We start from the raw sequence: 13,056 nt of genomic DNA, 5'->3' as shown, positions 1-13,056 counted from the left end.
ACACTCGACGCCGTCACAGCGCACTCGGCGGCCTCCCACCGATCAGCCGACTGCTACCAACGTCGTGACTAGGTACACCTAGTCGCGCCCCGCGCCGGTCAGCCCGTCCTGCAGCCACGCCTTGGTGCGGCCGGGATGGTTGGTCGCGACCCACGCCACGCCGACGTCGCGGCAATACCGGACGTCCTCGTAATGGTCGACGGTCCAGCAGTAGAGCGCCCGGCCCTGCGCCGCCGCCCTGTCCACCAGTTCGGGGTGGTCGCGCAGCGTGGCGATCGACGGCCCGACGGCGGTCACGCCGACGGTGGTGGCGGCGCCGCCGCCCAGATATCGCGAGGTCTCGCCGAGCAGAACCGTCGGCAGCATCGGCGCCGCCCGGCGGATCCGCCACACCGCCGCGGCCGAAAACGACATCACCACGGCCCGCGAGCGATCCGCCGACGCCGGTGCCGCGATGCCGTAGCGGTGCAGCAGCGCCAGCACCTTGCTCTCGACCAGCGCGCCATACCGGACGGGGTGCTTCGTCTCGATGAACAGCTTCACGGGCCGGTTGTGGTCGAGCACGAGCGAAACCAGGTCGTCGAGCGCGAGCAGCCCGGTGTCGCCCTGCCCGCCGTCGTCGCCACGGCTGGGATGCCAGCCCCCGAAGTCGAGTTCACGCAATTGGGCCAGCGTCATCTCGCTGACCAGACCGGTGCCGTTCGACGTCCGATCGACCCGGCGGTCGTGCACGCAGACCAGGTGTCCATCACGAGTGAGCCGAACGTCGCATTCCAGCCCGTCCGCCCCTTCCTGCAGCGCGAGTTCATAAGCCGCCAGGGTGTGCTCCGGACGTTCCGCCGATGCGCCGCGGTGCGCCACCACGAACGGATGGCCGCCGAGCGCGCCGTCGCCCGAATTCATACGGCTATGCTGCCGGGTTCTGCCCTTCAGACTCAACCGCAGTGGACGGTTCAGGAGTCTGACGAGTCTGTTGTGCGTCGTCGTCTCGGACGACCACCCAGCGCCTGGAGGGCAGCTCGACGGGTTGGCGCTCGAAGCCGAGGAACACCTTCATGGCAAGCAGCAGCGTGGCCAACGTCAGCAGATAGGCGATGATCGTCGTGACCGTGTTGTCGGCGATGCCCTGCGGATCCGTCGTGAAGCTGGTCGCGATCGAGAAGATCGACACGATGTAGCTGAACACCCAGACGATCCACCACACCACGATGGGTCTGCGCAACGTGCTGAGCCGATCCTCGACGCCTGCCAGCTCGATGACGAACACCGGCGCCCAGAACAGATTCACAAGCGGCACAAGGCAACCAAGCCGCAGCGACGGCGGGGTCCGCGGGTCGTCTTGTCGGTGGTGGGCGTAGGCGGCGGCCCGCCGCGCGATGAGCCAGTTGGTCAGCACCACCAGACTGGCAATCACCATGAACAGCGCGATGACGCTGACGAGCACACCCAGCCAAGTGGCGGCGAAGGCCACGAACCTGTTCAGCAGCACCGACCGGTTGACGATCAGCAGCACATACCGAATCAGGTGCACCAGCGCGGCGGCGCCCAGCACCGCCATCGTCGTGACGAGGACGCCGCGGACCATCGCCGGGGAGGGGCCGCTGCGGGGCGGCGCCGTCTGTTGTTCGGGGGTGTCGAAATGCTCGTGCAGCCCCCATCTGGGGACGGCCGCGTAGCGAGGGGTGGGCCCGAGCGGACGCTTGCGGCGGCGCGGCGGCGGGGCGGCACCGGGGCGCACCGCGATCCAGCGGTAACCGGCTGGCAATTGCGGCGGCGTGCGTCCGAGACCGACGGGCGGCGCGCTGGGACGCGCGCTCCACTCCGCTCCGGACTCCGGGCCCGACGGTGCGAGCAGCGTCCCGTTGCACCGCGGGCACCACACCCGTCTGCGGTCGCGCACGTTCCACCGCGTTCCGCACTGGGAACACACCTGAATCATTCAGCTCCTCGCGTCCGCAACGATCATTCAGCCCCTCGCGTCCGCACCTTCAACGCGACCAGCCTAGCGGCGGCCGGTCAGATGACGCCCGTGCCGCCGTCGTCGGTGACCACGGGACGGCCCGCACCCGCCCACGCCAGCATGCCGCCCGCGACGTTCACCGGGGTGTAGCCATTGCGCGCGAGGTATTGCGCGACCCGCTGCGACCGGCCGCCCGCGTGACACACCACGAACAGCGTCGCGTCGCCGTCGATCTCGTCGAGGCGCGACGGCACCTGGCCCATCGGGATGTGCTGGGCGCCCGGCGCGTGGCCCCGCTGCCACTCGTCGTCCTCGCGCACATCGAGCAGGATCACCGACCCGTCGAACGTCGCGGGAACATCGGCGATCTGAGCTTGCGCGACCTCGACTTCGTCCATGGCGTTACATGCTGGCACGAGGGACCACCGACGCACTACCACACCCACCAGTGACTAACGCGTCGATTTGATGTCAGCAATGCCCTACTATCCACAATTTCCACAGGTTCATCCACAGGCCTTCAGCGGCCGAAACACCGTTTGAGCCGCCGAATCTGTGTACTTGCTGAAGATTACTGTGGATAACCTTGCGTGGGTTCTCACCGCCAATCAACAGGCCGACCGGCTCCCGAGCGAAATGGGTTGGCCCACTAACTTTCCCGCAACGAGACGGCCGCGGCGGTCGCCGCTGTCGGTCTGTCGGTCGACGCGCCACGGGGCCTTTGCCGGCAGTCCAGTCGCGGTTTCGGCGTTTGCTGGCGCACCGGATTTCGCAGCGCCAACAACAGAGGTTATGATCGGCGTCACAGGCGAGGTCTGTGACAGATCTCACTGGGGGCGACCGAAAGAACGTGCAGGTCAGGAGGGGTTGATGGCGTCACATCCGATGGGTCCGGGTTCCGCTGTACCGCCCTCTGAATGGCATACCTCCGCCCACGTCTACACCCGCGCCCAGATGATGGCGTGCCTGCGCGCGGGCGTCATCGCGCTCGTGCTGCTGGGCATCCTCGCCCTGATCGTCCTGTACTGATTACGACAGGAAAAAGCCGCCGGCCCGGGTGACCGGCGGCTTTTGTTGACGGAAGAGGTCTGTCAGGCAGGCGGAAGAGGTCTGTCAGGCAGGCGGGTAGACACCCATCTGCTTGCCCTTATCGGTCTGCCAGAAGATGTCGGAGATCTCGTCGATGGTCTTCAGCAGCTTCTCGGCGACGGCGACGTCGAGCGACTTCTTGACGTCACCCGCGCCGTGCACACCGTCCCAGAACAGCTGGTGCAGGTTGGGGAACTGCTCGAAGTGATCCTTGGTGAAAAAGTCGGCCCACAGCACCATCAGGTGATGCTTGACCTCCTCGGCCTGCCGCTCCTTGATGATGACCGCGCGGGCCTTGAAGTGGTCGTCGTCAGAATCGTGATACTTCTGAATCGTCTTCAGACACGACAGCGCTTCGATCTTGGCCTGCGCAGGGTCGTAGACACCGCAGTACAGGTCGCAGTGGGCGTGGGCTTCAGTGGCGTTCGCGAAAAGTCGATGCAGCATGGCTTTAAACCTACCCTTCGGGGGTGGCGGGAAACTACCGGTGGCCAGTGAGATCACCGTTGCGAACGTTCAGAGTCGTCGATGAGTCGATGCGGCCCACGCTCACCGCGGGTGACGGGCTGATCGTGATCCGCGGCGGCACCCCTCGGCGAGGCCAGATCCGGGTGTTCCGTGACCCGCGCCGCTCGACGCGCTGGCTCGTCAAACGTGTCGGCGATGTGCACGGGTCGGGCCGCGACGCGATCTTCGAGGCGCGCTCGGACAACCCCAATGCCCCGGGTTCCGTCGACTCCCACGAGTTCGGCTGGGTGTCGTCGGCCGAGTCCTACCGCGTGCTGTGGACGGTGAGGGCGCGCTCCGACTGAGCGACGTGCCGCCAGAAGTTTGCCGCCCGCACCCGTGTCCGCTTGCGGGCAGGTTTGACAAGTCGCATTCTGGTGAAATCGATCCACAGGCGTGTCGCGGATGATCCGAACACCGATGGCGCGGAGGCGAGATGGACATGGGGTCCGGTCGGGCAATCGAGATTGCCCCGTTTCATTCACATGGATCCCTCAAGGGCTTCGTGATCTCAGGGCGCTGGCCGGACTCGACCAAGGAGTGGGCACAGCTGTTGATGGTCGCGGTCCGGGTCGCCTCCCTACCCGGATTGCTTTCCACCACAACGATTTTCGGTGCCCGCGAGGAACTGCCCGACGAGCCGGAGCCCGGCACCGTCGGGCTAGTGGTGGCGGAAGGCCCGGTCGTCGGTGAATCAGCGGTCCCCCCTGGGCATTTCGCCGACCATCAGCCACCGGCGCTGCTGATGCTCCATCCGCCGTCGGAGACCATGCCGTCACTGCCGGAGTGCACCGGCGCCGCGTCGGGGTGCGTGCTGCTACCCGGCATCCCTTATCTCGGCCTCGAGCATCGCGCCGCATGGGTGGAGGCGGAGGCCGACGGCACGGTGACGTCGATGGTGAGCCGCGTCGGGGTCGACCCGATCAGCCACCCCGACACCGCCATATTGGCGATGCTGCTCGCGGCATAGGGTTTTCGAAGGTTCGACGTCGCAGTCTCCGACGTCGTGGCCATCGCGGCGGGCGCGGTACTGCGCAGATGATTGCTCTACGACGTCGCAGTCGGGCTCGAGGGGGTGACCGTCGGGGGCACGACAGCTATTGCCGTCACCGCTGCTGCAGCGGCCACCGCGGTCCTTGCCGCAACCGCCGTAGGCATTCGCTCGGACCGCCACCACGCGAATCGTCGTAGCATCGGCGCCGACCGCGGGCTGGCTACTGTCGGTCAAACGGCTGACCTGCTTCGGTGGGTCGACTCGCTATCCCTTCCTACATGGTCTGGAGTGCCAAAGGTCACACCTTTTGCATCCTGTTGCCTGTGCAACTAGCAAACACTGGTTTCCGCTCTGGATCGTGGCAGCGGAGTTGCCCGTGGTGAACATCAGCATTGGTGTGACGAGCTGTATACAACTTCCAGGAAAGTCATTGGTAGCGACCCATTATTATTTGCTTCCTCGCACCGTAGGATGACGGTGCCGGCTCACACCGACAAGCCGTTAAGACCTGTAGCGGCCACACGAAACGAAAAGGCGGGTTAACTTTTCAGCGGTTTGCACTTGGTTGTGGGCACAACTCTCGCTACGATGATCAGCAAATACGCCGCCCTACAAACCCGCTCGTCAAGCATGTGGAGGTCAAATCGATGAGCAACACGTTCGCCGCTCGGCTAAACCGGCTGTTCGACACGGTTTACCCGCCGGGTCGTGGTCCGCACACGTCCGCCGAAGTCATCGCTGCCCTGAAGGCCGAAGGCGTAACGATGTCGGCTCCGTACCTGTCGCAGCTCCGCTCAGGCAACCGCACCAACCCGTCGGCAGCCACCATGGCCGCCCTTGCCAACTTCTTCCGTATCAAGCCGGCGTACTTCACCGACGATGAGTACTACGAGAAGCTCGACAAGGAATTGAGCTGGCTCGCGAATATGCGCGACGAGGGCGTTCGCCGCATTGCGGCGCGCACAGTCGGCCTGTCCGCAGAGGCACAGCAGGACATTGTCCAGAAGGTCGACGAGTTGCGTCGTCGGGAGCACCTGGACGATTAGCCCGCCGTCCGCCGCGACGCGGCGTCCGGCGAATCTGGGAAATTCGGTCTGCTAGACCGTCCCCGTCTTGGCGAGAGCCAGCTGACGATATTGGTGTGCGATCTCGAGGATCCACTCGCGGTCTGAATATGTCGTCGGCTGGCGTAGCCAGCCAAGTCCCGGAAATGTGGCGCTGGTGTTCTCCGGCGCATCCTCTCTGCCGTCATAGATCCACTGTGCGACGGTGTGCGCCTGCTCCTGCGGCGGCACCGGCGGCGATTCGAGCTCCGACAACTCTGTTATCTCTTCGGCGCCTTCGAGGTCGGGCGTCGACCGGGCGCCCACGCGCCGCTTGCGCGCGGCGTCGGCAGCGGTGGCTTCCAGGAACAGCGCGTCCGATATCAGCGACATCCGCTCGGCCACCCGGAACACCAGCGGTCCGCGCGGCCGGACCCCGATGCCGACATCGGGATGCCGCCTGCCCAATTCGGTTAGTAGCGGCTGAATCGTGCGCAGCTCGTAGCGCGCGCCAAACCAGTCCTCGATGCTCGGCAACAGCGAGCCCGCAGCGACGACCAGCATGGCGCAGCCCAGCAGTGTGGCCGCCGCCCCGACGCCCAGTAGTTCCGTGCGACCGGCCATCCGCAACAAGAAGAATGCCGCGGCCAGCACGATCAGCACGATGCCGAAGGTGAACACGAACAGGGCGCGGCCGCGCCTGCTGCGGTTCGAATGCCGCATACCCGCCCACGACACCAGCGTCAGCGCCAGGAACACGTAAAGCAGCGGCAGCAGCCAGGGCAACCTACCGTCGCTGGAACCCAGGTTTTGCTTGAGGTAGGCCTCCGGTGCCATCTCCGGTTGCTGGCCACTGGAGAAGAAGATCACCAGGCTCACGACGGCGATGATGCCGGCAACGCTGTACTGCGCGATGGCGATTTTTTTGATGGTCGCCGGCGACTTGTTCGACGAGACGGTGGTGATCATCACGCAACTGCCTGCCGCGCAACAGATCAGCGCCACCTGCGACAACCCCATCGCGATGTTGTTCCAGTGCAGCAGGGTGTCGAGCATCAGCGTCAACGGCTGCCAGTTCAGCGCAGCCACCAGCCCGAGGCTGCCGAGCGCGAGAATCATCGCGGTGCTCACCAGCGACTGCTTGTTGACCAGGGCCCAGCCGATACGAAGGCCGGTCGCCAATCCGAGCAGACCGGCGATCACCCAAATGATCAACCAAACGCCTCTCCGAGTCGGACCTGAACAATCGACGAGCGATCCGACGGTAGACGACCAAGCCGGTAGATGAGCAGGGCCGCGAAGTCCTCGGCTTCCTGCTCGGCGTCCTCACCGGCGGGACCCATGCACCCGGTCCGCTGGTTCAGCATGTAACCGATCAGGTCGGAGCTGGCCATCTCGGTGTTCTCCCTGGCCGCCTGGACCACGGGGATGCCCTCGTGACCCAGCACCAGATGGCCGAGTTCGTGAGCCAGGGTGCGGTCCCACGCGGGTAAGCCCTTCTGGATCAGGAAGACGTCGCGGTCGGCGTATTGGCGCCACTGCCCGCACACTCCTGGTGGCAGGTCGGCCATTTTGAGTTCTATCGGCCGGTTACGATCCTCGCTCACGGCATCGACGAGGCGGGGCAAAGAGACTTCCCCGCGTCGTGGGGCAAGGTCGAGCACCGCGCTGACGGCGCGGGTGACGCGGCGACTGGCAGGCATACAACCCCCTTTCGACGTCCACTATGCGCTGTCCGCCCGGTTTGGACGGACAGTTCCATCAGTTCACAAACCGCGCGGTGGCACTTGTGTGCACCGCCCGGCCCGCCTTCGCCTGGCGATAGCCAACCAATCCCCCGGCGCCGGTGAGTAATAGCATGCCCGCTACGCCGGGCACTGCCAAGGCCGCGACCTGGGACAATCCGGCGTTCCGCAAATAATCCGCGTAGCCGATCCGGTATGTCGCAGGTGGCACTGCGGCGTTGCTACCAGCGTTGGCTGGCAGCGGTTCCCGACCTGCGGGCGGTTCTGCCGATACGGCGCGCGGCGCTGCCGGCAATGCCGGAGCTGCGGGCGCGCCGCCCGCGCCGAGGCCGACGGCGGGCGCGACGATGACCGGCAGGGTGACTGGTGGGATCGGCAGCTCGACGGGTGCGGCACCGACGTCGGGGACGCTGTTGATCACCGGCGGTTCCGACGCGGCAGGCGGCAGTTGCATCTCCGGCGGCAATGCCCCGTTGCCTCCGGGCGCCTGCGGAACGGCGCCGCCACCACCACCGCCTGGTGCTGGCAGCCCAACCGACGAAGTCGTCGTGGTCGGCGTACCTGTCGTGGTGGTCGGCACAGGCGTGGTGTCGGTCGGGGTCCCCGTATCGGTCACGACCGACGGCGATTCACTTGGCGTCGAAGGCGGCTCTGATGACCCACTGGGCTTGCAGCCGTGGGCATTGCCTTTGCGCTTCTTGTTGCCGCAGTTGCCGGTGCCCGGGTTGGCGCCGGTGCCGGGCTTCTCGGTCGCGGATGCGGTGCCCGGCGTCTGGTCGGCAGTGGGGTGCTCTTTCGGCTCATCGCCGTCGTGCTCACCCGGGGCTTCCTTACCTGGGTCGTCCGCAGGCGAACCAGGGGGCGGCGGTGGGGCCGACGGATCGGCGAGAGCCAGCGCCCCGCCCAACCCGCAGAAGAAGAGGCCGACGGTCACTATGCAGGCCGACGCGGCGCCGTGCACACGCGAACCCACGTCGTCACCACCCTTCGCGGCGTCAACAGCGCCTATTCACGAGATCCGTTGATTCTTGCACAGCCATGGCAAACGGTTCGCCGTGGATTTCCAGCTACCCGCGGGCCGGACACACCGAAACGCCCGATGGTCCGGACGATAGTGTTGGATCTCCAATTACGGACGAGATCACTGGGAGGCCGCCGGGATGAGCCTGTTCAAGCGCAAAACCCGAGCCACCCGTCGCGCCGAGGCCCGCGCCATCAAGGCCAAAGCCAAGCTCGAGGCCAGGCTGGCCGCCAAGAACGAAGCGCGCCGCATCAAGTCGCAGCATGCGGCCGAGACCAGGGCACTGAAGGCGCAACTGCGGGCCCAGCGAGACAGCGACAAGGCCGCGCTGAAGGTGGCCGAGGCCCAACTCAAGGCGGCTCGCGAGGGTAAGTTGTTCTCCCCCAGCCGAATTCGGCGGATGCTCACGGTCACCCGGCTGCTCGCCCCGATCGTGGTGCCGCTGTTTTACCGGGCCTCCATCGCCGCGCGCGGCTATCTCGACGAGCGCAAGGCCGCTCGGCTCGGCGTCCCGCTCGCCCAGTTGGGTCAGTTCTCGGGGCACGGCGCTGAGTTGTCGGCGCGGATCGCAGGCGCCGAACAATCCCTGCGACTGGTCGCCGAGAAGAAGCCGAAGGACGCCGAGACCAAGCAGTTCGTCACCGCCATCACCGACCGGCTGCGTGACCTGTCGGCAGCCGTCACGGCCGCGGAGAACATGCCGGTGTCGCGCCGTCGCGCTGCCCACGACGCGATCTCCAAACAACTCGACGGCATCGACGCCGACCTGATGGCCCGACTAGGCCTCGTCTGACCGACGTGTCGACCACCAATCCCGCTGCGCGCCTTCGTGGTACGGCCGCGGGATTGCTGACCGCTGCGCTGGCCGTCGCCGCGCATGCGGTGGGCAGCGGCGCGGCCCCGACAGGCGCGGTCGTCGGCCTGCTCGCGGTGCTGGCCGCGACGGTCGGCGCGCTGGGCGCCACCATGGCCCGCGCCGCCGATGTCAGGGTGCTGTTGGGTCTGCTCGCCGCGGGCCAACTCTGCGGACACATCGTCCTGGGCGCCGTCGGGCACAGCCACGCGGCCGCGACGGCTCCGCCTGCCGCCGTGATGCTGGCGGCTCACGCGGTCGCCGTCGCAACTGGCGCGCTGCTGATCGCCGCCAGTGATCGACTGTGCCGCGCGCTGTCTCACGCCGCGCGTGCCGCGGTGCGCAGCGTCGCCGGGCCCGTCACCGTCGCGCCCGTGGTGGCCGTCGACGATGCCGACCAGCCGCCCCGTTGGGTGCTTCTGCTCGCCGCTTCGATGTCGCACCGGGGTCCGCCGGTCAGCCACAGCCGCTGACCCGACACCCCTTCGACACACGAAAGCCACAATCGAATGCGAATCAGTACCCGGGCGTCCTCGCGCGCCCTCATCACCGCTGCGGTGATTCCCGTCGGCCTGCTGGCCGGCGCCGCTCCGGCGTCGGCCCACGTCCACGCCGACGCCGACAATCCGGCACCCGGCTCCTATTCGGTGGTCACCTTGAGGGTGCCCAACGAATCCGAAAAGGGCGCTTTGACAACACAATTGACCGTTGCGCTGCCCGATGTTGCCTCGGCGAGCACCGAAGTCATGCCGGGCTGGACCGCCAAGCTGGACCGCGACGCGGCCGCTGGAACGGTCCGCTCCATCACCTGGACCGCGTCGCCGGGAGCAGGGATTCCACCGGACCAGTTCGCGCTGTTCCGGATCTCGGTGAAGCTGCCGGACACGCCGTCCATCAGCCTGCCCGCCACGCAGACGTATTCGGACGGCACGGTGGTGAAGTGGGATCAGCCCACCCCGCCAGGCGGGGAGGAGCCCGAACACCCGGCGCCCGAGATCGCGCTGCCAGGCGCGTCGGCCTCGAAGCCCGCGGTCGACGACACGTCGCGCTGGCTGGCGGGTGGCGCGCTGGCAGTCGCCGCCGTTGCGGTCGCATCAGCCTTCCTGATACGACGTCGAGCATGAACCGCCTCATCGCGACGCTGCTGGTGGCCATCTGGCTGACCATGGCGGCGGTGTCCGGCGCCGGTGTCGCATCGGCTCATGCGACGCGCGTCGCGACCGACCCCGTCGAGAACACCGAGCTGACCCAGGCGCCGCAGCAGGTCAGCGCGATGTTCAACGAGGCGTTGCAGACACAGTTCGCCGCGATGACGGTCGTCGGCCCCGACGGCAATCTCTGGTCGACGGGTGATCCGCGCGTCGACGGCGCGGTCGTCAGCGTCGGGGTGCGGCCGCTCGGCCCGTCGGGCACCTATACGGTCAACTACCGGGTGACGTCGGCCGACGGCCATGTGGTGTCCGGGTCGTGGTCGTTCAAGCTGACTGTCTCGGGCACCGGCACGCCGGGTCCGTCGGCGTCGGCGACAGCACCGCATGACGACGGCATTCCGGTGTGGCCGTTCTTCGTCGCCGCCGGACTGATCGTCGCGGGCGCTGCGATATGGGCGGTGCGGCGACAGCGGTGACTCCGCTGTTGTCGGCGGTGGTGCGCGCGGCGGCCGACTTGTCGGCCGTCGTCGCGTTCGGCCTTGCCGTGGTGCCGATGCTCGACGTGGCCCGTTACCGCGACGAGTTGATTCGGCGCGCCACCGGTCCGTTGACGATCGTGGCCGCGGTCTGGTTTGTCGCGGACCTGCTGCGCCTCGTCGTGGAGACCGCACAGGCCGCGGCGGTCGGGCTGCGCTGGCTGGGTGTGCACACGGTGCTCGATTTCGCGTTGCACACCGCGCCGGGGCGGTCCGCGCTGTTCAGCGTGGTCGCCGCGGGTCTGGTGGGGCTGCTTGCGGTGGCGCGGCGGACTCCGGCGATCAACGTTGCGGTCGCTGGTTTGGCGGCGGCCGGGGTGGCGGCGCGTCCGCTGACCGGCCATCTGTCGGAGAGTCCGGTGGGCGGCTTGGCGGTCGCCGTGCACACGCTGGCGGCGGCGCTCTGGTGCGGCACGCTGGCCGCGTTGGTGCTGACGGTCAGGCACCGCGGCCAGTGGGCCAGGGCGCTGCCGCGGTTCTCACAGCTGTCGCTGGGTTGTGTGGCGGCGCTGCTGGCAGGCGGCGTGGTCGGGGCGGTGATCGCGCTCGGCTCGCCGAGTCAGCTGGTCACGACGGGGTACGGCAGGCTGCTGACCGCGAAGATCGTGCTGACCGTGGCTCTGGTGCTGTTGGCCTACCGCAACCGGACGATGTGGCTGCCCGCTGCGCGTGCGCACCGGGCCACCGCGGTGGTGTCGCGGTCGCGGGCGTTGTTCGAGGTGGCGATGATGGCGGTCGCGCTGATGCTGGCGGCCGCCCTGGCAGTGACCGGTTAACGCCATACTTGCCCTGGCATGATGGGAGCCACTGCCGGGTAGAGGAGACAGGCGCAAAGGAGCAGCCAGATGGCAGACCAGCAGGATCACCGCGACGACAGGCCCGACGCCGCAGCACCGGCGGCGGAATCGGCGTCGTCGGCGCCCAGCCCGGAACCGGTCCCGCCCGCCCCAGAACCGCCCGCGCCCCCGGCGGCCAAGAAGACACCGGCCAAGGCCGCGAAGAAAGCTGCGAAGAAGGCTCCCGCCAAGGCCGCGAAGAAGACTCCTGCCAAGAAGGCGCCGGCCAAGAAGGCTGCGGCGAAGAAAGCCCCTGCCAAGAAGGCACCCGCGAAACTGGCCGACACCAACGGCGATCTCGCGTCGGCCGCCAAAGAGGCCGCAGCACAGGCGAAGTCCGCGGTCTCGACGGCAAGTAACCCTGTCAGCGGACCTGCCCCAGCACCGCTGATCGGACCCGAACCGACGCGGTTGCCTATTGCCGCCGCGATCGCCGCCGGGGTGCTGGCGATCCTGGTGGTGCTCCTCGCGCGCAGGCATTCAGCCGACTGAGACTTGACCCTCACGCGACGTCAGGGTCGATAGTGGCGACATGGACGCCAGATCCGTCGGTGCGGTAGCCGCCCTCACGGGCATATCCGTACGCACGCTGCACCACTACGACCACATCGGTCTGGTGGTGCCGAGCGTGCGCACCTCCGCGGGCTACCGCGGCTACACCGACGCCGACGTCGAGCGACTACACATGGTGTTGGTGTACCGGTCCGTCGGGATGCCGCTCGACGAGATCCGCGTTCTGCTCGACGATCCGGATGCGGACGTGGTCGAGCACCTGCGACGGCAGCATGCGCTGCTGCTGGAACAGGCCGACCGGCTACAGCACACGATCAAGGCAGTGGAGGAACTGATGAACGCACACCGCCAAGGCATTCAGTTGACTGCCGAAGAGCAAATCGAGATCTTCGGCACGACGGCGTTCGGCGACGAGTACGCCCGCGAGGCGGAGGAACGCTGGGGCGAGACAGCCGCCTGGAAGCAGTCGCAGCAACGGGTTTCGCAGTTCAGCAAGGATGACTGGATCGCGATCAAGGCCGAAGTCGACGCGCTGCTGGGCGATCTGGCGCAGGCCAAACGTGCAGGCGTGCAACCGGGGTCGGCGCAAGCCAACGATCTTGCCGCCCGTCATCGGGCGTCGATCCAGCGGTACTACGACTGCGATGACGAGATGCACCGCTGCCTGGCCGAGATGTATCTCGCCGATGAACGCTTCACCCGGTATTACGACGACGTCGAGCCCGGGTTGGCGCAGTTCGTCCACGACATCGTGGTGGCCCGTTACGCTTGACCTCCAGTAACCCGAGCTCATCGGGTTGGGGGGTGA

General features: G+C 67.3%; 18 protein-coding genes. 11 read left to right on the top strand and 7 right to left on the bottom strand.

Translation table 11 applies throughout. The annotated features are described in order from the left end of the window. Positions 1-78: 78 nt before the first annotated feature. The 3 genes from A5724_RS04010 to A5724_RS04000 form a co-directional block, all read right to left on the bottom strand. Positions 79-903, bottom strand: a complete 825-nt coding sequence (locus tag A5724_RS04010) for a glycerophosphodiester phosphodiesterase (RefSeq protein ID WP_067796569.1) — start codon at positions 901-903, stop codon at positions 79-81. Between the two features lie 4 nt (positions 904-907). Continuing rightward, complete coding sequence (locus A5724_RS04005) at positions 908-1,939, bottom strand: DUF4328 domain-containing protein (protein WP_067796566.1); 1,032 nt, start codon at positions 1,937-1,939, stop codon at positions 908-910. Between the two features lie 77 nt (positions 1,940-2,016). Beyond that, positions 2,017-2,358 carry a rhodanese-like domain-containing protein gene (locus tag A5724_RS04000; protein WP_067796563.1) on the bottom strand — a complete coding sequence of 114 codons (342 nt, stop codon included), beginning with the start codon at positions 2,356-2,358 and terminating at the stop codon, positions 2,017-2,019. 472 nt (positions 2,359-2,830) lie between these two features. Here A5724_RS04000 and A5724_RS34095 point away from each other — a divergent pair, with 472 nt between their 5' ends. After that, entirely contained in the window at positions 2,831-2,989 is a 159-nt protein-coding gene (locus tag A5724_RS34095; protein WP_197518545.1) for a hypothetical protein, read from the top strand. A gap of 84 nt (positions 2,990-3,073) precedes the next feature. Here the strand turns inward: A5724_RS34095 and sodN are convergent, their stop codons facing one another. Continuing rightward, positions 3,074-3,496, bottom strand: a complete 423-nt coding sequence (gene sodN / locus A5724_RS03995) for a superoxide dismutase, Ni (RefSeq protein ID WP_067796560.1) — start codon at positions 3,494-3,496, stop codon at positions 3,074-3,076. A 59-nt stretch (positions 3,497-3,555) separates the two neighbouring features. Here sodN and A5724_RS03990 point away from each other — a divergent pair, with 59 nt between their 5' ends. The 3 genes from A5724_RS03990 (at position 3,556) to A5724_RS03980 (ending at position 5,596) form a co-directional block, all read left to right on the top strand. Beyond that, positions 3,556-3,861: a S26 family signal peptidase gene (locus tag A5724_RS03990; RefSeq protein WP_067796609.1), complete on the top strand. Its 306-nt coding sequence runs from the start codon at positions 3,556-3,558 to the stop codon at positions 3,859-3,861. Between the two features lie 131 nt (positions 3,862-3,992). Further along, positions 3,993-4,526 (top strand): peptidase, encoded by a 534-nt coding sequence (locus tag A5724_RS03985; RefSeq protein ID WP_067796557.1) that lies wholly within the window; start codon positions 3,993-3,995, stop codon positions 4,524-4,526. Positions 4,527-5,197: 671 nt separating this feature from the next. After that, complete coding sequence (locus A5724_RS03980) at positions 5,198-5,596, top strand: helix-turn-helix transcriptional regulator (protein WP_067796606.1); 399 nt, start codon at positions 5,198-5,200, stop codon at positions 5,594-5,596. 51 nt (positions 5,597-5,647) lie between these two features. On the opposite strand, the gene A5724_RS03975 is transcribed toward A5724_RS03980, so the two are convergent. From A5724_RS03975 to A5724_RS32825, 3 genes are read right to left on the bottom strand one after another with little or no spacing between them, the layout of a single operon-like run. Continuing rightward, positions 5,648-6,808, bottom strand: coding sequence for a hypothetical protein (locus tag A5724_RS03975; protein ID WP_067796555.1), 1,161 nt, complete (start codon positions 6,806-6,808; stop codon positions 5,648-5,650). Next, complete coding sequence (locus A5724_RS03970) at positions 6,805-7,296, bottom strand: ImmA/IrrE family metallo-endopeptidase (RefSeq protein ID WP_067796552.1); 492 nt, start codon at positions 7,294-7,296, stop codon at positions 6,805-6,807. The genes A5724_RS03975 and A5724_RS03970 overlap by 4 nt, the downstream gene beginning before the upstream one ends. Before the next feature lie 58 nt (positions 7,297-7,354). Further along, positions 7,355-8,311, bottom strand: a complete 957-nt coding sequence (locus tag A5724_RS32825) for a hypothetical protein (protein ID WP_082964840.1) — start codon at positions 8,309-8,311, stop codon at positions 7,355-7,357. A gap of 187 nt (positions 8,312-8,498) precedes the next feature. On the opposite strand from A5724_RS32825, the gene A5724_RS03960 reads away from it, so the two are divergent. The 7 genes from A5724_RS03960 to A5724_RS03930 all read left to right on the top strand — a co-directional run bounded on the left by A5724_RS03960 (position 8,499) and on the right by A5724_RS03930 (position 13,020). Next, the gene (locus A5724_RS03960) at positions 8,499-9,152 is read left to right on the top strand and encodes a DUF6474 family protein (protein ID WP_067796549.1); all 654 of its coding nucleotides are present in this window, start codon (positions 8,499-8,501) and stop codon (positions 9,150-9,152) included. Between the two features lie 5 nt (positions 9,153-9,157). Next, positions 9,158-9,685, top strand: a complete 528-nt coding sequence (locus tag A5724_RS03955) for a hypothetical protein (protein WP_156752120.1) — start codon at positions 9,158-9,160, stop codon at positions 9,683-9,685. A gap of 36 nt (positions 9,686-9,721) precedes the next feature. Continuing rightward, positions 9,722-10,336 carry a YcnI family protein gene (locus A5724_RS03950; protein ID WP_067796543.1) on the top strand — a complete coding sequence of 205 codons (615 nt, stop codon included), beginning with the start codon at positions 9,722-9,724 and terminating at the stop codon, positions 10,334-10,336. Beyond that, positions 10,333-10,839: a copper resistance CopC family protein gene (locus A5724_RS03945; protein ID WP_067796541.1), complete on the top strand. Its 507-nt coding sequence runs from the start codon at positions 10,333-10,335 to the stop codon at positions 10,837-10,839. Before A5724_RS03950 ends, A5724_RS03945 begins: the two co-directional genes overlap by 4 nt. Beyond that, entirely contained in the window at positions 10,836-11,675 is an 840-nt protein-coding gene (locus tag A5724_RS03940) for a copper resistance D family protein (protein ID WP_232004689.1), read from the top strand. The genes A5724_RS03945 and A5724_RS03940 overlap by 4 nt, the downstream gene beginning before the upstream one ends. Positions 11,676-11,744: 69 nt before the next feature. Further along, positions 11,745-12,227: a hypothetical protein gene (locus A5724_RS03935; RefSeq protein ID WP_067796534.1), complete on the top strand. Its 483-nt coding sequence runs from the start codon at positions 11,745-11,747 to the stop codon at positions 12,225-12,227. 40 nt (positions 12,228-12,267) lie between these two features. Then, the gene (locus A5724_RS03930; RefSeq protein WP_067796531.1) at positions 12,268-13,020 is read left to right on the top strand and encodes a MerR family transcriptional regulator; all 753 of its coding nucleotides are present in this window, start codon (positions 12,268-12,270) and stop codon (positions 13,018-13,020) included. Positions 13,021-13,056: the final 36 nt, after the last annotated feature.

The organism is Mycobacterium sp. ACS1612 (assembly GCF_001667505.1).
GTDB lineage: Bacteria > Actinomycetota > Actinomycetes > Mycobacteriales > Mycobacteriaceae > Mycobacterium.
Note: the sequence above shows the minus strand (reverse complement) of the source record. Positions and strands in the feature narration are given on the sequence as shown.